This is a genomic window from Streptococcus caprae, assembly GCF_042649745.1.
In the GTDB taxonomy this organism is placed as follows: domain Bacteria; phylum Bacillota; class Bacilli; order Lactobacillales; family Streptococcaceae; genus Streptococcus; species Streptococcus caprae.
Genome location: NZ_JBHRZV010000050.1, coordinates 98,947 through 119,528, shown reverse-complemented (window position 1 = coordinate 119,528; position 20,582 = coordinate 98,947). Strand labels below are relative to the sequence as shown.

General features: G+C 45.7%; 18 protein-coding genes and 1 pseudogene. 16 read left to right on the top strand and 3 right to left on the bottom strand.

Features of this window, described 5'->3' with window-relative positions; translation table 11 throughout:
- Positions 1-57: 57 nt before the first annotated feature.
- The 13 genes from ACFORF_RS08490 to ACFORF_RS08430 all read left to right on the top strand — a co-directional run bounded on the left by ACFORF_RS08490 (position 58) and on the right by ACFORF_RS08430 (position 12,221).
- Entirely contained in the window at positions 58-783 is a 726-nt protein-coding gene (locus ACFORF_RS08490; RefSeq protein ID WP_380427294.1) for an SseB family protein, read from the top strand.
- Positions 784-988: 205 nt separating this feature from the next.
- On the top strand, positions 989-1,612 hold the full coding sequence (gene cysE, locus ACFORF_RS08485) for a serine O-acetyltransferase (RefSeq protein WP_380427292.1): 624 nt from the start codon (positions 989-991) through the stop codon (positions 1,610-1,612).
- Positions 1,613-1,624: 12 nt separating this feature from the next.
- Positions 1,625-2,497 carry a GNAT family N-acetyltransferase gene (locus ACFORF_RS08480; RefSeq protein WP_380427290.1) on the top strand — a complete coding sequence of 291 codons (873 nt, stop codon included), beginning with the start codon at positions 1,625-1,627 and terminating at the stop codon, positions 2,495-2,497.
- Positions 2,494-3,270 (top strand): nucleoside phosphorylase, encoded by a 777-nt coding sequence (locus ACFORF_RS08475; protein ID WP_380427288.1) that lies wholly within the window; start codon positions 2,494-2,496, stop codon positions 3,268-3,270. Before ACFORF_RS08480 ends, ACFORF_RS08475 begins: the two co-directional genes overlap by 4 nt.
- A gap of 31 nt (positions 3,271-3,301) precedes the next feature.
- Entirely contained in the window at positions 3,302-3,484 is a 183-nt protein-coding gene (locus ACFORF_RS08470) for a hypothetical protein (protein WP_380427286.1), read from the top strand.
- Entirely contained in the window at positions 3,477-4,820 is a 1,344-nt protein-coding gene (gene cysS, locus ACFORF_RS08465; protein WP_380427284.1) for a cysteine--tRNA ligase, read from the top strand. The genes ACFORF_RS08470 and cysS overlap by 8 nt, the downstream gene beginning before the upstream one ends.
- The gene (locus ACFORF_RS08460; protein WP_380427282.1) at positions 4,813-5,217 is read left to right on the top strand and encodes a Mini-ribonuclease 3; all 405 of its coding nucleotides are present in this window, start codon (positions 4,813-4,815) and stop codon (positions 5,215-5,217) included. Before cysS ends, ACFORF_RS08460 begins: the two co-directional genes overlap by 8 nt.
- Before the next feature lie 122 nt (positions 5,218-5,339).
- Positions 5,340-6,722: an LPXTG cell wall anchor domain-containing protein gene (locus tag ACFORF_RS08455; protein WP_380427280.1), complete on the top strand. Its 1,383-nt coding sequence runs from the start codon at positions 5,340-5,342 to the stop codon at positions 6,720-6,722.
- A 198-nt stretch (positions 6,723-6,920) separates the two neighbouring features.
- The gene (gene rpsF / locus ACFORF_RS08450) at positions 6,921-7,211 is read left to right on the top strand and encodes a 30S ribosomal protein S6 (protein WP_380427278.1); all 291 of its coding nucleotides are present in this window, start codon (positions 6,921-6,923) and stop codon (positions 7,209-7,211) included.
- 11 nt (positions 7,212-7,222) lie between these two features.
- The gene (locus tag ACFORF_RS08445; protein ID WP_380427276.1) at positions 7,223-7,729 is read left to right on the top strand and encodes a single-stranded DNA-binding protein; all 507 of its coding nucleotides are present in this window, start codon (positions 7,223-7,225) and stop codon (positions 7,727-7,729) included.
- A gap of 75 nt (positions 7,730-7,804) precedes the next feature.
- Entirely contained in the window at positions 7,805-8,044 is a 240-nt protein-coding gene (gene rpsR, locus ACFORF_RS08440) for a 30S ribosomal protein S18 (RefSeq protein WP_380427274.1), read from the top strand.
- A gap of 609 nt (positions 8,045-8,653) precedes the next feature.
- Positions 8,654-9,568 carry an aminotransferase class I/II-fold pyridoxal phosphate-dependent enzyme gene (locus ACFORF_RS08435; RefSeq protein WP_380427272.1) on the top strand — a complete coding sequence of 305 codons (915 nt, stop codon included), beginning with the start codon at positions 8,654-8,656 and terminating at the stop codon, positions 9,566-9,568.
- A 184-nt stretch (positions 9,569-9,752) separates the two neighbouring features.
- The gene (locus tag ACFORF_RS08430) at positions 9,753-12,221 is read left to right on the top strand and encodes a heavy metal translocating P-type ATPase (protein ID WP_380427352.1); all 2,469 of its coding nucleotides are present in this window, start codon (positions 9,753-9,755) and stop codon (positions 12,219-12,221) included.
- A gap of 237 nt (positions 12,222-12,458) precedes the next feature.
- Here the strand turns inward: ACFORF_RS08430 and ACFORF_RS08425 are convergent, their stop codons facing one another.
- Positions 12,459-14,735: a Xaa-Pro dipeptidyl-peptidase gene (locus tag ACFORF_RS08425; RefSeq protein ID WP_380427270.1), complete on the bottom strand. Its 2,277-nt coding sequence runs from the start codon at positions 14,733-14,735 to the stop codon at positions 12,459-12,461.
- Between the two features lie 217 nt (positions 14,736-14,952).
- Between ACFORF_RS08425 and ACFORF_RS08420 the strand changes: the two genes are divergently transcribed.
- The 3 genes from ACFORF_RS08420 (at position 14,953) to ACFORF_RS08410 (ending at position 17,733) form a co-directional block, all read left to right on the top strand.
- Positions 14,953-15,807 carry an MIP/aquaporin family protein gene (locus ACFORF_RS08420; RefSeq protein WP_380427268.1) on the top strand — a complete coding sequence of 285 codons (855 nt, stop codon included), beginning with the start codon at positions 14,953-14,955 and terminating at the stop codon, positions 15,805-15,807.
- Between the two features lie 236 nt (positions 15,808-16,043).
- Positions 16,044-16,796: a CppA N-terminal domain-containing protein gene (locus tag ACFORF_RS08415; RefSeq protein ID WP_380427266.1), complete on the top strand. Its 753-nt coding sequence runs from the start codon at positions 16,044-16,046 to the stop codon at positions 16,794-16,796.
- A 1-nt stretch (position 16,797) separates the two neighbouring features.
- On the top strand, positions 16,798-17,733 hold the full coding sequence (locus ACFORF_RS08410; RefSeq protein ID WP_380427264.1) for a serine hydrolase domain-containing protein: 936 nt from the start codon (positions 16,798-16,800) through the stop codon (positions 17,731-17,733).
- 608 nt (positions 17,734-18,341) lie between these two features.
- On the opposite strand, the pseudogene ACFORF_RS08405 reads toward ACFORF_RS08410, so the two are convergent.
- Positions 18,342-19,542 (bottom strand): annotated as a pseudogene (locus tag ACFORF_RS08405) (transposase).
- Between the two features lie 184 nt (positions 19,543-19,726).
- Positions 19,727-20,380 (bottom strand): CHAP domain-containing protein, encoded by a 654-nt coding sequence (locus ACFORF_RS08400; RefSeq protein WP_380427262.1) that lies wholly within the window; start codon positions 20,378-20,380, stop codon positions 19,727-19,729.
- Positions 20,381-20,582: the final 202 nt, after the last annotated feature.

Sequence of the window (20,582 nt, the reverse complement as noted above, 5' to 3'; positions counted from 1 at the left end):
CGTAGGTCCAGCTCTTGTTTCCTAGATAGGATGATGATTGACAGAAAAGGAGCCCTTATGAAGGAACTTGATCGGCGCTTGCGAGAGTTTATTGCCCGTCCGGATGATTTTTTGGTTGGGATTTGTTTTATAGCGGAGCTTCATGCCAATATGGTATTTGCCCCAGCCCAGCCCTTTGAGTTTCCAGTGGGCAGTCAAAGGGTGACTCCTGTCTTTACCAATCGGACAGATTTCGAAAGTTTTAAGTTGGATGAGCGAACTGTCCGAAATCAGGACTGGACTCAGCGTTCGGTGCTAGAGGTCCTGACGGAGGCGGTGAATCAGGGATTTTCTGGGCTTGCTTTTAATCTCAAAAAACGTGGTGATTTTAGCAACTCAACGATTTTTAAATCTGCCGACCTCATCACCCTGATGAATTATTACAACGACTTGCTCAATCAGGTCCTGGGAGAGGCTAATCAGGCGCGTGAGCTAGAGGATAAGGTCTACTTTGTCCCAGCCTTTGTGACTCAGACAGGTCCTCAGACCTCGACACGTCGCTTTCCGAGCTTTGCCATGGGCCAAGGGCAGACTTATTTGCCGGTTTTTACCAACTTGGCGAGTTTGGAGGCTTGGGCTCGTACGGACAATGGCAGAGCTTTTAGCCAGGCTAAGGGTGCCATTCTGGCCTGGAGTCAGAAGGATATTGAGCATCCCTTGTCAGGACACAATCGTATAGAAGGATTAGCAGGGATTGTAATCAACCCCTTGGATGATGCAGGCTGTATCCTTTGGCAACAGTAAGGCTTGCTTTAAATGGTAATACTCTTTAAAAATCAAAACTATAGGTCGTTATTTTCCTTGTCCTAACTCTCTTATGTCGACGTCAACCTGGCTTGTCTATAGAGATTTGCATTGAGTATAAGTTATCGCAGATTTTGGAGAGTTAGAAGAGGAAGGGTTAGGACTGTCTAGCCTAATATGAAAGACAAGAGAAAGGAGAACTGGCATGGGCTGGTGGACAAAAACGATTGCGATCGTCAAGGAGAATGATCCCGCGGCACGCAGCACGCTGGAGGTGCTTTTGACCTACCCAGGCGTGAAGGCTCTTGCTGCCCATCGTCTTTCTCATTGGCTTTGGGAGCACAATCTCAAGCTATTGGCTCGTATGCACAGTCAGTTCTGGCGCTTTTGGACTCAGATTGAGATTCATCCAGGGGCTGATATTGCACCGGGTGTCTTTATCGATCATGGTTCGGGCCTGGTGATTGGAGAGACTGCGGTTGTGGAAGAAGGTGTCATGCTCTACCACGGCGTCACTCTAGGTGGAACTGGTAAGGATTGTGGCAAACGCCATCCGACCGTTCGGCGTGGAGCTCTCATTTCTGCCCATGCTCAAGTCATCGGCCCCATTGAGATTGGTCATCATGCCAAGGTTGGAGCCTCTGCGGTAGTCGTGTCTGATGTGCCTGCAGAAGTAACAGTGGTCGGCATTCCTGCCAAGGTTGTTCGTGTCCATGGTAAAAAGGATGACCTAGTTATCCACCAAATCGAAGAGGAGCGCGAAGGTCGTTATTACACCTCCAAACTTGAGCAACTCCGTGACACCAGTCACCATTCGTCTGAATTGTAGGAGGGTGAAGTGATGAATATACTTGTTACTAACCGTTTATCGTCTGAGCAAATCCAGTCGGTCAAAACGCTCGTATCTGTCTGTCAAGCCTATGATGGAACAGCGCGCGATCCCTATCTTTCCAGTAATCTTAATTTTGATCCTGACATGCCAGCCTTTTTCTTGGTAAATGAGGAAGAAACCTTGGTTGGTTTCTTGGCTGTTTATGCAGACGATGACGAGGCAGAATTAGCTGTTTTTGTCCATCCTGCTTATCGCCGTCAGGGCCTGGCCAAGCAACTCTATGTGGCCTTTCAAGAGCAGACAGCGAGCTATCCTATTGCGAGTGTGACCTTTTGGACCGAGCGAGCCTTTCTGGACAAACATCCTGATTTGCCCGGAAATTTTGGTTTGATCGAAAATCCTGATACTGATACTTGGTTGGTCAGAAATCGTGAGCCTTATGTGCTTGATAAGCGAGAAGATGTGGTGTTTAAATTGGCAGATGAGGCTATGTTGTCTGCCATTGCGACCTTTCAGAGTCAGGCTTTTGAGAGCGATTATGATGTGGCCTTGCGCTATGCCACCGAGGCTTTGGCAGATGAGGAGCACTTGCTCTACTGTCTTAGTTTGAACGATGACGTCATCGCTTCCTGCACAGTCAATATTAGTTCTGACTACAATTACCTCTACGGACTTGCTGTTCTGCCGCTCCATCAAGGGAAGGGCTATGGCAGTTATCTCGTCAAGTGCGTGGTCAATGATCTTCTGGGGAGGAATAACTGGCCTTTTCAGATTGCGGTTGAGGATGACAATAGCGGAGCAAAACGCTTGTATGAAAAGATTGGCTTTGTCTACCAGACCCAGATTATTTACCTAGATGTACCAGAGGAGGATGGTCCATGATTTTAGAAGAATTTGACCCAGCACGGGCGGTGATTGAGCCAGATTTTGATTTTGGAGAAGCTAGTGACCATCAAGAAATCTGTGATACCATCATTATGCCCTTTTCAGGGAAATTGCTCGATTTGATTCACGCCCGTTATACCCTCCGATACGGAGGCTACAAGTCCAATATCAACGGCAAATTGCCCTGGCATATCTATGAAAAGGATGGGCAAAAAGTCGCAGTCATGCTGGCTCAACTTGGTGCTCCAGCCTTGATTGGAACTCTGGAAGAACTGCAAGCAGCCGGCTTCAAACGCTTTATCCTCTTTGGGACCTGCGGCGTCTTGGATGGGAGTTTAGAGACCAACAAACTGATTGTGCCGACTAGCAGCATTCGGGATGAGGGCGTATCCTATCATTACGCTCCAGCCAGTGATAAGATTGGTTATGCGCCAGAACATCTGGCACGGTTTGAGGAGATTCTGACCCAAAACAAGATTCCCTACACCACGACCAAGGCCTGGACGACGGATGCCTTCTTTCGGGAGACACCTGAAAAGGTCAAACGCCGCAAGGCTGCTGGTGCAACCGTGGTCGATATGGAATGGGCCTCTGTTGCGGCCTGGTCCCAGTTCCGTGGGACGGAGGTCTATCATTTCTTTTACACCTCGGATTACGTGGACCACGAAAACGGCTGGGACAAGCGAGAAGGTCATGAAGAGGACCACCTGCTCAGCTTCTTTGAGATTGCATTGACGATTGCGAAAGAATGCGAACAGGCTTCGATTTAACTATCCTGCTCATAAATGAATGAGGAAACCTATGTTTGATTTTTACGAGAGCCACAAGTTCATCTGTTTGGTCACTCTGTTTTTGGCTTTGGTCTGTCTGGCAACCCTGTTTGAGGGGAGCTGGCTGGCAGCTGGAGCGACGGGCCTGGGCACACTGGGACTAGTGGGCTACCTCTGGCAGCTCCATCGCAAAGGAGATACAAAAAATGATTAAATTTTACGATACCATGACCCGTAGCCTGCGGGACTTTGTGCCGCAGGAGGCTGGCAAGGTCAAAATGTATGTCTGCGGGCCGACGGTTTACAACTACATTCACATCGGGAATGCCCGCTCGACGGTGGCCTTTGACACCATCCGTCGCTACCTGGAGTACCGTGGGCTTGAGGTGACTTATATCAGTAACTTCACTGACGTCGATGACAAGATTATCAAGGCCGCAGCAGAGAACGACATGACGCCAAAAGAGCTGACGGACAAGTTTATCGCAGCCTTCATGGAAGACACGGATCGGCTCTTCGTCAAGCCTGCGACCCAAAATCCCCGTGTTATGGACTACATGGACGAGATTATCGCCTTTGTCACGGTTCTTTTGGAAAAAGGCTGCGCGTATGAGGCTGAAGGCGATGTCTATTTTCGGGTGGAAAAGGCAGAAAACTATGCCAAGTTAGCCAACAAAACCCTAGCTGACCTAGAAATCGGTGCCAGCGGACGGACGGACGAGGAAACAGCCCGCAAGGAAAACCCCTTGGACTTTGCCCTCTGGAAGTCAGCCAAACCAGGCGAAGTGTCCTGGGACAGCCCGTGGGGTCCTGGTCGGCCAGGCTGGCACATCGAGTGTTCGGTCATGGCGACTGAAATCTTAGGTGATACGATTGATATTCACGGTGGCGGAGCCGACCTCGAATTTCCGCACCACACCAATGAAATCGCCCAGAGCGAGTGCAAGACAGGTCGCACCTTTGCCAACTACTGGCTCCACAACGGCTTTGTCAACGTGGACAATGAAAAAATGTCCAAGTCCTTGGGGAATTTTGTGACCGTTCATGATATGCTGGAGACCGTTGACGGCCAAGTGCTTCGCTTTTTCCTAGCAACCCAGCACTACAGAAAGCCTGTCAACTTTACCGAGAAAGCTATTCACGATGCGACAACCAACCTCAAGTACCTCAAAAATGCCTACACGCAACCGCTAACGGAGACAGCTGATGAAGCAGTCTTGGCAGACTTTGTGGCCCGCTTTGCAGAAGCCATGGACGATGACATCAACGCTGCAAATGGTATCACTGTGGTCTTTGACTTGGCCAAGTGGATTAACTCTGGCAACTACACAGACAGCGTCAAGACCGCCTTAGCTAAAATGCTAGAAGTTTTTGGGATTTTCTTTACGGAAGAAGTGCTGGATAGTGACATCGAGGCGCTAATCGCGGAGCGTCAAGCAGCCCGTGCCAACCGTGATTTTGCTACCGCAGACCGTATCCGTGATGAACTGGCTGAAAAAGGTATCAAACTCCTAGATACTAAGGATGGGGTGAGGTGGACGCGTGATTAATGCTGTTGACGTAAACCTGATAAACGGAATTGCCCTGGCATTTGAGGGGGATGCGGTCTACTCCATGTATGTTCGCCGCCATCTCATCATGACGGGCCAGACCAAGCCCAATCAGCTGCACCGCTTAGCAACCCACTATGTGTCTGCCAAGGCTCAGGCTATGCTGGTTCAAGCCCTCTTAGACGCGCAGCTATTGACCGACAAAGAAATCGAAATTTTCAAACGTGGTCGCAATGCCAACAGCCAGACCAAGGCTAAGAACACCGATGTGGTGACCTACAAGATTTCGACCGGTTTTGAGGCGGTCATCGGCTACCTCCACATGACCGGGCAAATCGAGCGGTTGGAGGAGTTGGTGGACTGGTGTATTCAAAAAGTAGAAGAAATTGGAAGGTAGTCAGGTGACACCTTCTTTTGTTTAAAAACGAACAATGTGTCGTAATTTTTGTATTTTTATTTGATTTTTTATCTTCAGTTGACTATAATTACAGTGAAAGCTTATTTAAAGGAGAATCAGATATGAATAAGAGAAAAGTTTATGGGTTCTTAGCTAGTGTTACATTGGCTACTGCAGGTTTAGGAGTTCAAGCAATCGTTTCACCTACTTATATTGTCTCGGCTGATACTGCAAATTTTCCGTCAACTATAGCTAGTGCAACAGTGACAAAAGAAGTGTTTCCTAATGGCTCTCTTAGCAGTTATCGTTACCATATCACAGGTCAAGCGGATACGAGCAAGTGGGGAACTCAGGGGAATATTGGTCGAAATGCAACAGTCTATCTGACTTATTTAGATGAAACTGGTGCTAGAAAAACCTTGGGAACAGCTCCGGTCTCAGCTGATGGTCGATTTGATTTTTATAATTTAACATTAGTAAATTCAAGCTTGATTGAAATCGAGTATGGCAACGAGAAGGGAACCTATGTTCTCAGTGGTGCTAGTGCTATAGATTTTTCAGCTTCTGAAGGGTTAAGCGTTAATGTTTCTCCTCTTTCAAATACTCGTCTTAGTGTTACGGGGAATTTGATTAATGCAGCAGATTCTACAACAGCTTTTTCAATTGAAGCCTATGACCAAGCGGGTAATCAAGTTGGATTGGGTGGAAGTGCTAGTATTTATTCTCATAGCGAAGATTTAACAGCTTATACTGGAGGAACAGTAACTTTCTCTGAGGGGATTCCATCAGGAATCTATAAGATTGTGGTCAAAGGTGTGTCGTATTCAACGAATAGAACCTTCTATGGTGAAAAATGGGTAACCTTGCCGTCAGGAGAAGCTCAAACGACTACAGCTCCAACCACGACAGTTGTGCCGATTACAACAACTGTGGCTCCAACTACTACTGAACCGACTACGACAACTACAAAATCAACTGTTCTTGATACAACCACTGTACCAGCTACAAATACAACAACTGAAGCTCCGACGACAACCACCACGGTGTCAACTACTGAGCCTTCGACTACAACTACTAGTAACCAGATTGGCAGCTCAGATCCTAACCGTAAAGTTTATGTTTCAAAAACAGGTTTAACGAAAACTAAAGTTTATTTCTATTATGAAGAGCATATTGGAAACGATAATCGTGAAACGAACCAAGTGATGACTGAAGTTGAAGCTATCCGTATGGGTCTAAAACATGCCAATAGCGAAGCTGAAGAGCCATCAACAGCTGCTGCTCTAGCTATTGTTGCTAAAGATAGTACAACATCAACTACAATTACGACATCCTCCAACAAAGGAACAGGTTCGCCTAAGCCATCTGCTAATCCAACCACTACAAGCTCAACAACCAATAAAAAATCATTACCCAAAACTGGTGACCAAGCTTCATTTGTAACACTTATGGGAGGTTTCATCGTGTTACTCGGTATTGCTGCAGGCTTAAGAAAACGTCAGTAATCACTATTAAAACTCAGGGAAAGATGGAATTTCTATCCTTGAGTTTTTTTGTTTCCTCTAGTTACTAACTTTTCGGAGCGAACACGATGTTTTTGCTTGTCAGAATGGATTTTTTTTGATAGAATAGTGTCTTGTGAGCATCCCTCACTTACCTGCGCCAAGGAGTGTAGGTCATTAGACCAAAAGGAGGAAACATCAATGGCTAAATACGAAATTCTTTATATTATTCGTCCAAACATTGAGGAAGAAGCAAAAGCTGCTTTGGTAGAACGTTTTGATTCTATCTTGACTGACAACGGTGCAACTGTTGTTGAATCAAAAGATTGGGAAAAACGTCGTCTTGCATACGAGATCCAAGATTTCCGTGAAGGACTTTACCACATCGTTAACGTTGAAGCAACTGACGCTGTCGCTCTTAACGAGTTCGACCGTTTGTCAAAAATCAACGCTGACATTCTTCGTCACATGATCGTCAAACTTGACGCGTAAGCAGGTGTTTTATGATTAATAATGTAGTACTTGTCGGTCGCATGACCCGAGACGCTGAACTGCGTTACACACCCAATAATGTTGCTGTAGCAACCTTTACCCTGGCGGTTAACCGCATCCGTAAGAACCAAAATGGCGAACGCGAAGCCGATTTCATCAACTGTGTGATTTGGAACCAGCCAGCTGAGCATTTGGCTAACTGGGCTAAAAAGGGTGCCTTGATTGGGGTCACTGGTCGTATTCAGACCCGTAACTATGAAAATCAACAAGGTCAACGTGTGTATGTAACGGAGATTGTGGCGGAAAACTTCCAAATGTTGGAAAGTCGTGCTACACGTGAAGGCCAGGGTGGTGGCTACAATGCTGGTGGATTTGACGCTTCCTTTGGAGGTGGCAACAACACAGCGGGTGGTTATTCTGCGCAGCCAACACAATCAACACCAAACTTCGGTCGTGACGATAGTCCATTTGGCAATACAAGTCCAGTGGATATCTCAGACGACGATCTTCCATTCTAAGCTAATTTAGATGGACGAATGGCTGAGCAGTCTAAGACTGATAGCCTCACTAGAAATATATAAAGGAGAAAAGACATGGCTCAACAACGTCGTGGCGGATTCAAACGCCGTAAAAAAGTTGATTACATCGCAGCGAATAAAATTGAATATGTTGATTACAAAGATACTGAGCTTCTTAGCCGTTTCATCTCAGAACGTGGAAAAATTCTTCCTCGTCGTGTGACTGGAACTTCAGCTAAAAACCAACGTAAAGTAACAACTGCTATCAAACGTGCACGTGTAATGGCACTTTTACCATACGTAAACGAAGACTAATCAAAAGGAGGTCCCTATGGCCTCTTTTTTTGTTTTTCACTAGGACAGAAATATCCTCAAAAAAATAAATAGAGGCAGTAGGGGTAACGTAAGCAAAAGAAGGAAATCTTAAGGTTCTATTCTCTATGATAACTTCTAAATTAGTTTGATGACAAAAACAAAATGCGAATGTTTTTTTGGAAAAATAAAAAAACATTGCTATTTTCTCTAAAATAGTGCAGTATGGCCTTTGCAAATCATATTGCGAACGAGAGAGGCGAGTATTACTTTGCCAAACTTATTGCTGTTTTTATAAATTGACCGAGTCACTGCTACCAGAATATACAGGCTTGGCGATGAAAGAAACAGGTTTGATGTAGTAGAGGGGCTTCGCGCCCATTGAAGAGATGGCTAAGGCTGTCGACTCAAATTTTTTATGACATAAGGTTGACCTTATGCTTGTGAAAACGATTGGTAAGAGTAGTAAAAGTAAGACATGCTATATAGACTCTAACGTTCTACACAAAAAGTCACAATCACCGGGTGGGGTGGGATTTTTGCAGGATTTTAACCAACTCAGACTCAAGCAAGGCTTCCTTGCTTGAGTTTTTTTTGTGTGGAAGGAGAAAGATGAAGCAAGAGCGAATGCCCATTGTAGAGGCCTTAAAAGCCCTCAAGGAGCGGCGGGTGGTGCCCTTTGATGTGCCGGGCCATAAGCGGGGACGGTCCAGTCGTGACCTGACGGCCTTTCTAGGAGAACAGGCGGTGTCCATGGATGCCAACTCCATGAAGATGTTGGACAACCTGGGCCACCCGGTTTCAGTCATCAAGGAGGCAGAAGAGTTGGCAGCGGAAGCCTTTGGGGCCCACTATGCCTTCTTCATGGTCAATGGAACAATCGGTGCGGTGCAGAATATGATTTTTGCGACCATCAAGGCAGGAGACAAGATTATCCTGCCCCGCAATGTCCATAAATCCGTCATCAATGCCCTGGTCATGTGTGGTGGCCTACCAGTTTATGTGACCACTCCCTTGCAGCCTGAACTGGAGATTTCAACGGGGATGCCCCTGGAAGAGCTGGAGAAGACCCTGGCTGAGTATTCGGAGGTCAAGGCTGTCTTAGTCAACAACCCGACCTACTATGGCATCTGTTCTGACCTGCGGCGGATTGTGGACCTGACTGAAAACCATGGCGTGCACAATGCTATTTTAGATACCTCTGCGACCTGCCACATGCCTGATGTGTTGGAGATGCCTTACAGGCCTGACATTATCGGCAGTGGTCAGCCTGGTGAGAAGGCCTACACCTATCGTTTTGGTGGGCCAACCTGTCTGGCCGGTGATATCATCGGCGACTATAGTTTTGATCAGCCCTTGGAAATTGGGAGTCGTTTGATTTTCTGCGACATGGCCATCTATTCCATGGTTAAGACTAATACCTTCAACGGCATGCCACTGGCCACTATTATGGCGGCAGATGGGGACAATCAGCTCACCGCCGTCAAATCTTTTGGCTATGAGGAATTCAAACGACGCTTGTCCTAAGATAAGATTATGACTGCTTGGCATTTGGGGTTGATGGATTGATTTGGTCTGTCTAGCTTTGATCTTCGTCTTTTAAAAAGATCCCTAGGGATCTTTTTAAAACCATAATAAATTTACGTTTGTAGACAATTCTCCGGCATTAGGCTATAATATATTTACAGATGTAAACGATAGAGAAGGAGAAATCATGAAAGAACAGTACCAAGTCCTTGGCATGACTTGTGCCTCCTGCGCTGCAAGTGTTGAAAAGGCTCTTCAACAAGTCGAAGGTGTTCGAGAAGCCAGTGTCAATCTGGCAAGGGAAAAAGTGACGATTGATTTCGACCCTGAACGCTTGACCTTTGAGGACTTACAAGAAACCGTTCAGGAAGCAGGCTATGACATCAGGTCACTGGATTCTCAAAATAAAGCGAAGATTCAATTTGCCATCGAAGGGATGACCTGTGCTTCCTGTGCCGCAACAGTTGAGCGAGCCGTCCAAAGCTTAGATGGGGTGTCGGAGGCAGTGGTTAATTTGGCAACAGAAACCCTTTCTGTCACTTACGATAAAGAAAGGGTGGATGTTGCAACCATCAAAGAGGGAGTTCAAGCTAGTGGCTATAAGGCTAGCCTAAAGGCTGATAATCAAGAGACCCCAGCTAAAAAAGAATCCCAAACAGCACAACTCTGGCGTCGTTTTAGTTGGTCCGCCCTATTTACGGTTCCCTTACTTTATATTGCCATGGGTCCCATGTTGCCCTTTGGTGGCCTGCCCCTGCCTCACTTTTTGCATCCAGAGCACCGTTCACTGAACTATGCCCTGGCTCAGATTCTCCTGGTGCTTCCAGTGGTCTATCTAGGTCGAAGCTTTTATACCAAGGGCTTTAAAACCCTCTTTAAGGGTCATCCCAATATGGATTCACTGATTGCAGTAGGAACGACTGCTGCCCTCTTGCAGGGCTTAGTCACGACAATAGCTCTGGGGCTGGGTTCTGTGGACCATAGCGGAGCTCATCCAGACTTATATTTTGAATCTGCAGGTGTGATTCTGACCCTGATTACCCTGGGCAAGTATTTGGAGGCTGTTTCCAAAGGTAAGACTTCGGATGCCATTAAGCACCTTATGGGACTAGCGCCAAAGACTGCTAGGATTCTTGACAATGGCCAAGAAAAGGATATACCTCTAGAGCAAGTTCAAGTGGGTCAGATTTTGCTGGTCCGTCCTGGTGAGAAAATACCTGTCGACGGTACTATCACTCAAGGCTCTTCCAGCATTGATGAATCCATGCTGACAGGTGAGGCGCTACCGGTTCAAAAGACCCAGGGAGACTTGGTCGTCGGAGGAACTATCAACAAGAATGGATCCTTCCAGTTTGAAGCCCAAAAAATTGGGAAAGACACCATGTTGTCGCAAATTATCCAGCTGGTTGAAGATGCCCAGGGGTCCAAGGCTCCCATTGCTCGCTTGGCTGACCGCGTATCAGCGGTCTTTGTCCCCGTAGTCATGGGCTTGGCAGTTCTGGCTGCCCTAGCCTGGTGGAGCCTCGGTGGTCAGTCCTGGCAGTTTGCCCTCAGTATCCTGATAGCCGTTTTGGTTATTGCCTGTCCCTGCGCTTTGGGGCTGGCCACTCCGACTGCCATTATGGTTGGGACAGGAAAGGGAGCGGAGCACGGGATTTTAATCAAATCTGCTCCAGCCCTTGAAGGACTTCAAGCAGTTCAGACCGTTTTATTTGATAAGACTGGGACCTTGACTCAAGGAAGGCCCGAGGTCACAAAACTCCTGACCTATGGAAGCTTGTCGGACCGAGAAGTCCTCGCTCTTGCAGCCTCTGCAGAAAAAGGGTCAGAGCATCCTCTGGCAGAAGCTATTGTTCAGAAAGCGACGGAGCAAGCTTTGAGTTTACCAAATATGACCGACTTTCAAGCCGTGCCAGGTCATGGCTTAGTGGCTCAAGTAGATGGTCAGTCCCTCTACCTGGGCAATGCCCGCTGGATGACTGAGCAGGGAATTGAACTGACTGAGGCTCAAACAGATGCAGAGAAATTAGCCAGTTCTGGCCAGACTCCAATCTTCGTTGCGCTCGGTCAGGAACTCATCGGCCTGATAGCTATTGCGGATCGCTTGAAAGAGTCTAGTCGCTCTGCTATTGCCCAACTCCATAAGATGGGAATCGAAACGGTGATGATGACGGGTGATAATACCACTACCGCTCAGGCTATCGCGAGAGAATTAGGAATCGACCGTGTCCTGAGTGAGGTCCTGCCGGAAGAAAAGGCCAGTCATGTCAAGGAACTCCAGTCAGGCGACCAGGTGGTTGCCATGGTTGGGGATGGCATCAACGATGCGCCTGCTCTTGCTCAGGCAGATGTCGGTTTAGCCATCGGTTCAGGAACGGATGTGGCCATTGAGTCAGCGGACGTCGTTCTGGTGTCGCAAGATTTGACTACTGTTGTGACAGCCATGAAGCTCTCCAAGGCGACCATGCGTAATATCAAGCAGAACCTCTTTTGGGCCTTTGCCTATAATGTTATCGGGATTCCGATTGCCATGGGTCTCCTCTATCTCTTTGGCGGTCCCCTTCTTAATCCTATGCTGGCAGGTGCAGCCATGAGCCTTAGCTCCGTCTCTGTTTTACTTAATGCTCTGCGATTGAAGCAGTTTAGAGTGTAAAATCTTAAACAATTGGTACTTCTGTAGAATCGAGGTTAACTAGCATTCTGAGCCCTGATTATTGTGTTTAAAGCAGAACAAAAAAGGCTTGGTCAAGCATTCTTATTGATGCTTGATCAAGTCTTTTATTTTTATACTCTTTCAAAATCAAACTTATACGTTGTTAGGTTTCCTTGCCTAACACTAGTTATGTCTACGTCAACCTGCCTTGTCTATTGAGATTTTGAGTGAGTATTATTACCTAGGAACACTGATTGAAGACTTGTCCAGATCGACAGTCAGTTCGTAGTCTTGGTTATCGCGAACCGTGTGCTCAAAGTCGGTTGTATAGAGGACCAGACGAAGCTGATTTCCTGCCTTGAGCTGGTAGATGGTTGGCTGTAGGTCATAGCTCAAGGTCATCCATTGGTCTGGTTCTACAGCCTCAACGGTTAGTAGCTCAGTCCGGTTTTGCAGGTTGAGGCTTCCCTTGGTGATGACGCGGTGCGGACTCTCTACAAAAGGCAATTCTTCCAAGTTGTCCTTGGAGAATCCACGGCCGTAGTCAACCGTTTTGGGAGCGACCATCCGGGGCGTATCCCCGTGGCGCTTGCTTGGCCCAAAGTCCAGCAGTTGAGCAGAGATGAGCCCCAGGTTAGTCGAAGATTTAACCGTCAGATTCAGCTGAACAGGTCCGTTGATGGTCAGGTCTTCTGTCAGCGGGATATCCATCACGACAGCATTAGTTTTACCGTCAAATAGCTGAGCTTTAAAGGCATTAAAGTCCTTGCAGTAGGTTTCAAATTGCTCTTGCGGGTAGGCGTTAGGGATGGTCTGCTGGCCATTCCCCAGTGAGAAGACCTGCCAGTCACCGCTACCAAATTGGTCGACATTTGACCAAGTCTGCTCACCTTGGTTGTCCTGCCAGATGACAGTCGGCAGGTCGTAATCATTGTCCAGTCCCAATAATTCCTTGGTTAATAGGGCATTCATGCTCTCACGGAAGTCAATGGATTGCCAGTTATGCATGTTGACGTGTTGTCCCTGGTGGAGAATGAGGTGCTTTTGAACTGTTCCAGGCAGTCGGTTGAAGATGTTATAGACATGTCTTGGGGCAACGTTCCAGTCTTGGAGGCCGTGAACATAGACCACATGGGCCTTGACCTTGTCGGCGTGGATGAGGTAGTTACGGTCATGCCAAAATTGATTGTAGTCACCGGTCTCGCGGTCTAGTTGGCTGATGAGGAGGTCTTGCAAGAGGCGGTTATAGGTATCTTTTTGACGGAGAAAATCACCAGGAACCAAGCTCCGTGAGTAGGTGAAGGCAGCTAAACTATCCAAGTCCTCACCTGGATAGCCTCCAGGGCTGCTGACGAGGCCATTTTCACGGTAGTAGTCATACCAGGAAGAAATGCCAGCCTCTGCAATGATGACCTTGAGGCCATCGACACCAGTCGTCGCAAGCCCTGTTGACATGGTTCCTAGATAGGAGATTCCAGTTGTCGCGACCTTACCATTGGACCAATTGGCCTGAACGGTCTTGGTGCGTAGGGGACTGGTAAAGGCGACTGCTCTGCCATTGAGCCAATCAATGACAGCCTTATAGCCGGCAATCATCTGATAGTCACCAGAGGTCATAAAGCCTGTGGAGCCCGCTGTCCCAACGCCGGATACATAGAGGTTGGCAAAACCGCGTGGAAGGAAATAATCATTGAGGGTGAAGCTACGAATGCTGGCAAAAGTTTCTTCAGCTGGCCCCTCTGGCAAATCGAGTTCAGGTGTGTCTAAAGGTGAGAAGTCACGGTCTTCAACCGTTATAGTCTTAGGCTCCTTGACACTTAGACTACCTTCCATCTTATAGATTAGCTTGTCGCTGGCAACCGGGTTAACTCCCATGTGATAAGGGCTGGCGGTCATGACAGCAGGGACCTTGTGGTTGGTTCTTGGTCGAATAACGCTAACCTTGATCAGGTCCAAGTCACCATCTTGGTCGGTATCGACAGGGGCCTGGACGTAGACAACCTCGCGGAGGACCTGAGTGGCATCAAAGGTTGCTAGGCTCTTGCCATTAAAATAATGGTAGGCATTGTCGGCAGGGATGAGGCCTTGGTTGACCAAGAAATCAACTAGCGTCACGCCATCCTTACGCCGGCTGGCCAGCAAGTGGTGGAGACTTGAGAGGATATTTTCCTCCTGATAGCGGACAGGAAAGTTAATATCAACCATGAATTTTTCAAGGTCTGTAAAGTCGACACCAGGAATAAAGTCCAGTAGTTGCAGAGCAACCATGTCAAAAACATTCTTCGTCAGCGATTGGTCGGACTGAAAGAAACTCAGTAGATCCGTCTCCCAATTCGCCAGGAGATTGCTCAGAGGGATATCAGTGTTGGGATAGTGGAAGAAGAGCTGGCGGACAAAGTCTTCTAACTGTTTTTTGCCCTCTTGACCTTGATCTATTGTCAGGCCTAAGGTTGCCCAATCTGCAAGTATTTGGTCTTGGTTAGGGGTGATGTAGGAGTATTGATTATATTTCATAGCGGGGTCTCTTTCTACAAATTGAGGTAACAGAACCATTAAAAACATTAAATCTTATTTTATTACTGCTCCTGCCTTTACATTACTCATTATACTTGATAAAATAAAGATTGTCTAAATTTACTATTAAAGATTTTGATGGGGTCAATGGCAGAGCTTTTCTCTTGCGATTGCCCCTTCTCGTATGGGTATTGAAACAGTTAGAAAGAGGAGTGCTATGAATTATTCTTGGGCAGTGAAGTACATTAGTGAGTTCTTTGCGACCGCTATTTTTGTCCTAATTGGAAATGGGGTCATTGCCAATGTTCGTTTAAAAGGTACCAAGATGACTAATGCAGGCTGGCCTGTAATTGCAGTAGGTTATGGTCTTGCTTTGCTGGTAGTTTCAGTCATGTTTGGTAATGTATCGGGAGCTCACGTTAACCCAGCAGTGACGATTGGATTAGCTGCTTCCGGGCACTTTTCTTGGGCCCATGTTCTCCCCTATCTTGTCGCCCAATTCTTCGGTGCTTTCTTTGGACAGATTTTGCTGGTTGCCATTTATAATACGTTTTTCTTAAATAGTCGCAATCCTGCAAACATTTTATCAGCTTTTGCAACTGTACCAACCCTTGATCAGCAGAAGCGACAAAGTCGTGGCCCAATCTTGGTTGCTACGAGTACCGCAGAGTTTATTGGTACCTTTGTTTTTGTGTTCGGAGTCCTGGCCTTGACGACTCATTATTTTGGGGCTGAGCGTGTACAGACGATTGTTAACCAATATAAGGGGACTTATACGACAGCCCAAGCTTTTGCGACAATTTCAGATGTTCTGAGTGCTAGTATCAGCTTAACTTACTTAACGCGAGGGTTCTTGTATGGGGGGCTCATTTTAGCTCTAGGAGGCGTATCAGGAGGAGCGTTCAATCCAGTTAGAGATCTATCTCCTCGTTTGCTGCACCATATCTTGCCAAAATCGATTTTAGGGACCGGTAAAGGTTCGTCACGATGGTGGTATGCTTGGGTACCAGCTTTGATTCCTATACTTGGAGCCTTGGCCGCAGCAGGACTTTATATTATCCTCTATCGTTAGAGAGGCTCCTAGAGCCTCTTTTCTCATGATTCAGCTAGAATCTATTTTGAAAAAATTCTAATTTATTATGGTGGCTGATGTCAAAATTTATCAAGTCTCCGTCTAGTATTGCTAGGATAGGCTAAAAATGTTGCTATTAGGGATAACTGCCTTTTTTGACAGAGAGGTGAGCATTGCCTATAAATTCTTGTCAAATGGATAACTTTTATTTACAATAATAGGACGAGGAAAAAAGAATGACAGTATTAGAAAACACAACCTTTACATACCCTGTATTACGCGTTAATAATCGCGATCAAAACATTGCTTTTTATGAGACCATTTTAGGTTTCAAGTGCTACTATGAAGAAAATGCTATTGCCCTCTTCTCAGGGCATACGCAGACAGAGACTCGCTTTGTGATTGAGGAATCGCCTTCTATGCGAACTCGAGCTGTTGAGGGTCCTAAAAAATTGAATACACTCTACATTAAAGCCAAAGACCCTAAAGACATTGAGGCACTTTTAGCCAGTTCGGAGTCTATTGTACAAGTTTATCGAGGCACCAAAGCATACGCGTTTGAGGTCTTATCTCCTGAAAATGATAGGATTATTTTGCATGCTGAAAATGACCTTGAAAGTCTTGAAGTGTGTGTGAGACCGGAGTTGGTACCTGTTCCTGATTTCCAAGGTCTCCAAGATTTTGAAGTTTCTGGCCTTGTTCTTAATGTTCCTGATTCTACAGTTGCGACAGATTTTTATGATGCTATTTTTAGTGAGACCCTGCCTGTATCAATTGGGTTTAAAGAGGTTATAGGACCAGATTTACAGCTTGAACCTAATGTTGCCTGGGATCTTGAAATCTTGGAGTTTGCGGTACCTAAGGACCAAGACATGCAGGCTCTTAAGACCTATTTTGAAGACAAGGGCTTGTCCGTTTATTTGGATAGGAAAGAAACGGTACTGGTCATCTCAGATACCAGCAAGATAGAACTCTGGTTTAAAAAATAAGATGGAAGCAATTCTTGAGAAGATTAAGGAGCAAATAGCAGATAATCTTTATCCTGGGGCGAGTTTGTCCATTTTTGACCAAGGAGTTTGGCAGGAATTTTACTTTGGAGAGAGTGAAGATGGCAGAGCTACAGAACCAGGCTTGGTTTATGATCTAGCTTCAGTCTCTAAGGTTGTAGGAGTTGCGACCCTGCTGATTTTTCTGATTCAGGCGGGGAAGTTGGAGTTAGACAGAGCCTTGAAATCGTATTATCCCCAAGTAGAGGATTCTAGTCTGACCATTCGCCAACTATTGACCCATACCTCTGGTATCGATCCCTTTATTCCAAATCGAGACGATTTAGATGAAACGGCCCTTAAACAGGCCATTCATGAGATTAAGGTCACAGATGATAAAGGATTCCATTATACGGATATCAACTTTATTTTACTGGGATTTTTGTTGGAAAAGCTATTGGGTCAGCCCTTGGATCAGCCCTTGGATGTCTTGTTTGATGAACGTATTTTCCAGAAATGGGGAATGGCTAAGACGAGTTTTGGTCCACGTCTAGAAGCCGTTCCTACGGTTAAAGGGATTACTACGGGACAGGTCCATGATCCCAAGGCCAAGGTCTTGGGTGTCCATTGCGGTTCTGCAGGTTTGTTTTCAACGATAGAAGACCTAAAGCAATTCTGCCAGCACTATCTAGAGGATGACTTTGCCTCTAATCTTTGGCAAAATTATGGTAGTCCTGACAAGCCACGTTCCCTAGGTTGGAACTTAGACGGAGACTGGATTGACCACACGGGTTATACCGGACCTTTTGTCATGGTTAATCGCAGAGCCCACCAGGCTGTTATCTTTTTGACCAATCGCACCTACAACTATGATGATAGACCGCTATGGATCGCAAAACGTCGGGAGTTACGGGATGTGATTAAGGAGAGTTTACGATGAAAACAGATAGGAAGATTCGGATAACTGGTTTTCTTGTTTCATCATTTCCACTCTTATCGTGGTCTCTTTACCATCTATTAGCTGTAAGTTTTGAAGAGTTTAATTGACTTCTTGGGTTATTGATTCTTTATCCTGCTTCAATGATATGGTACCTACACTATGGAGTCCTGATCCTAGTCCGCTCTCTACTGCAGTGACCGTTTTTCTGGGGGGATAAGTTGGCTTAGTGGGTTTCTCGCTCTTGTTCGATTCTTTTTACTCATCGGTCCTTTAGTTTTACTCCCTGGAGTTGAAATGTTTTACTACCGAAAAAATCGACAGAAGAAATAAGAATATTGGTCTGACGGGGCCCGTATTAAAATAAATGTTTTTTATGAGAGCATAAGGTTCATAAAGACATGAAGCCTATATGAACATGAAGCGTCTGAGTCATCGTTTTAATTCTAGTTTTTCTTCAAAAAATAAATAAACTAAAAATGCATAGAAACAGCCTTTTTAGGCTCTTTGTCAACTGTAGTGGGTTGCCCTATTTAACACCGAGAGAGGACAGGACTTGTCTTCTCTCGTTCTTGTCTCTCCCGCATTTTCGGGAGACAAGCTGCAAAGGGCTATCCCCAGCCCTTTGCACTGTTCAAGGCAATGAAAATACGAGTTTTAAAGTTTTCAAAGTTCCGAAAGCCAAAAGCGTTGCGCTTAATGACCTTGATGATATTGTTTGTCGCTTCGAGTTTAGCGTTGGAGTAAGGCAGTTCCAAAGCGTTGACAATCTTATCCTTATCTTTCAAAAAGGTCTTGAAAACTGTCTGAAAGATAGGATCGACAGCTGGCAGAGCCTCATAGATAAGTCCAAAAAACTGGTCAGCTTGCTTCTCTTGGAAATGGAAAAGTAGGAGCTGATAAAGCTCGTAATGCTCTTTCAGTTCTTAGGAATAGCTGAGCAGCTTAGCGACAATCTCCTGGTTAGTCAAGTGCATGCGAAAAGTCGGGCGATAAAAGCGTTTATCGCTGAGCTTTCGACTATCCTGCTGAATCAGTTTCCAATAGCGCTTGAGTTCCCGATACTCAGGGGACTTCCGGTCAAACTGGTTCATGATTTGGACGCGTAGTCTGTTCATGGCACAGCTCATGTGTTGGAGTAAAATAGTCCAGTGGACTATTTTAGCCTCGAGCTAAGAAATTCGAAAGCGAGGGGTGGAAACGATCAAGGACGATTTTGGCATTCGGAAACAGTTTTTTAGCGATGTCGTAGTAAGGGCTGAACATGTCCATTGTGATGATTTTGAACGAATCGAAATCCTGCGCAATGAAGCTCATTTTGCCTTTCTTGAAACCGTACTCGTCCCAGCTCATGTTAGTTGGCAGCCAGGTTAGGTCTGTCTTGAATTGGAACTCCTTTAACTTTCGGATGACCGTTGTGGTTGACACCGCCAAACTCTCTGCAATGGTTGTCATGGCGACTTTCTCCATCAATTTTTGGACGATTTTCTGATTGAGAATGACGGGAATTTGGTGGTTTTTCTTGACCAGTGAAGTTTCAGCGACAGCCATTTTCCCGCAATTAGAACAGCGGAAACGGCGCTTACTTAGACGAATCAGGGTTTTATAGCCAGCGCACTCCAAATAAGGTATTTTGGAGGCTTTCTGGAAGTCATATTTAGCCATCTGAGCTTGGCAGTTGTGACATTTGGGAGCTTGGTACTCCAGCTTGGCGAGGACTTCCTTGTGGGTTCCAGCATCTATGACATCCAAAATCGTAATATTAGGGTCTTTTATTCCGAGTAGGTTTGTGATAAAATTGAACTGTTCCATATGAGCCTTTCTAATGATGGTTTAGTCGCTTTTCATTGTAAGTCATATGGGACTTTTTTCTACATTCAAAAAGGCTCCATAATCTCTGCGGGGAATTTACCCACTACAGAAATTATAGAGCCCCTTTTTATGGCGATGTTCTATGCATTTTCTATTTTTTAGGTTTTTTACTCTGCCTTCTTCTTTATGGGGCGTAAATATAAGAGATGATCCCTTCCGAGCTGCTAGGAGTAAACCAGCCACGATAATTGTCAATCCATTGTTTACCGTTATAGTTTGCCTCTAAAACTTGAATTTGTCCATTATCTGCGATAGCCGTTACATAGGCAACATGGCCATAAGACCCATCGTTCCAAACAATGATCGAACCAATTGTAGGTGTCTGTCCAACAGCGAAGCCAGCAGCTTGAGCATTACTTGCCCAATCAGAGGCATTCCCCCAAAAATTGCCGACCCATGAGGCTAATTTTTGAACACCCCATGTGCATTGCCCGACAGGATAATTAATTCCTTGTTCATAGTCGTACCCCTCTAAATAGTAGCCATTTTCAGAAGCAACAGTGGTTGTTACCGTTTGTTCAGTTGTAACCTCTGCTGAAAGGCTTCCCTGCGGCACTTCAAGAGTTTGTCCGGGTAAAATAAGATCATAGATTCCCATGCCATTATTTGCCGCTAGTTCATAGGCATCTATACCATAAGCCTGAGCAATACTATAAAACGAATCCCCATATGCAATGGTGTAACTATCTGCTTTAGCTTCAGACGATAGGGTTAGACCTGCTGTTGCTAGGGCAGCTAAGGCTAAAGACTGTCCCAAAATAACTTTATTCTTATCCATCATATTTTCCTCCGTAAGATACCGTATTCTATCAAGTGAATGTATCAAATTCCCATAAAATTATGTAACAAGTCCAAGAAAACATATCACATATCTATGAGGAATAAGCAAACATTCTTACAATAAGATTTAAATGAGAAAATTAAACTTCAATTGTTTATCTTTTTGAGAAAATTATCCATAGATGAAGAGACCAAGACTT

Bases quoted from the DNA above. Each gene is read 5' to 3' on its own strand.
- cysS (WP_380427284.1), top strand. From the start codon at position 3,477: ATGATTAAATTTTACGATACCATGACCCGTAGCCTGCGGGACTTTGTG.
- rpsR (WP_380427274.1), top strand. From the start codon at position 7,805: ATGGCTCAACAACGTCGTGGCGGATTCAAACGCCGTAAAAAAGTTGAT.
- ACFORF_RS08415 (WP_380427266.1), top strand. From the start codon at position 16,044: ATGACAGTATTAGAAAACACAACCTTTACATACCCTGTATTACGCGTT.
- cysE (WP_380427292.1), top strand. From the start codon at position 989: ATGGGCTGGTGGACAAAAACGATTGCGATCGTCAAGGAGAATGATCCC.
- ACFORF_RS08480 (WP_380427290.1), top strand. From the start codon at position 1,625: ATGAATATACTTGTTACTAACCGTTTATCGTCTGAGCAAATCCAGTCG.
- ACFORF_RS08435 (WP_380427272.1), top strand. From the start codon at position 8,654: ATGAAGCAAGAGCGAATGCCCATTGTAGAGGCCTTAAAAGCCCTCAAG.
- ACFORF_RS08490 (WP_380427294.1), top strand. From the start codon at position 58: ATGAAGGAACTTGATCGGCGCTTGCGAGAGTTTATTGCCCGTCCGGAT.
- ACFORF_RS08445 (WP_380427276.1), top strand. From the start codon at position 7,223: ATGATTAATAATGTAGTACTTGTCGGTCGCATGACCCGAGACGCTGAA.
- ACFORF_RS08470 (WP_380427286.1), top strand. From the start codon at position 3,302: ATGTTTGATTTTTACGAGAGCCACAAGTTCATCTGTTTGGTCACTCTG.
- ACFORF_RS08420 (WP_380427268.1), top strand. From the start codon at position 14,953: ATGAATTATTCTTGGGCAGTGAAGTACATTAGTGAGTTCTTTGCGACC.
- rpsF (WP_380427278.1), top strand. From the start codon at position 6,921: ATGGCTAAATACGAAATTCTTTATATTATTCGTCCAAACATTGAGGAA.
- ACFORF_RS08400 (WP_380427262.1), bottom strand. From the start codon at position 20,380: ATGGATAAGAATAAAGTTATTTTGGGACAGTCTTTAGCCTTAGCTGCC.
- ACFORF_RS08410 (WP_380427264.1), top strand. From the start codon at position 16,798: ATGGAAGCAATTCTTGAGAAGATTAAGGAGCAAATAGCAGATAATCTT.
- ACFORF_RS08455 (WP_380427280.1), top strand. From the start codon at position 5,340: ATGAATAAGAGAAAAGTTTATGGGTTCTTAGCTAGTGTTACATTGGCT.
- ACFORF_RS08475 (WP_380427288.1), top strand. From the start codon at position 2,494: ATGATTTTAGAAGAATTTGACCCAGCACGGGCGGTGATTGAGCCAGAT.
- ACFORF_RS08425 (WP_380427270.1), bottom strand. From the start codon at position 14,735: ATGAAATATAATCAATACTCCTACATCACCCCTAACCAAGACCAAATA.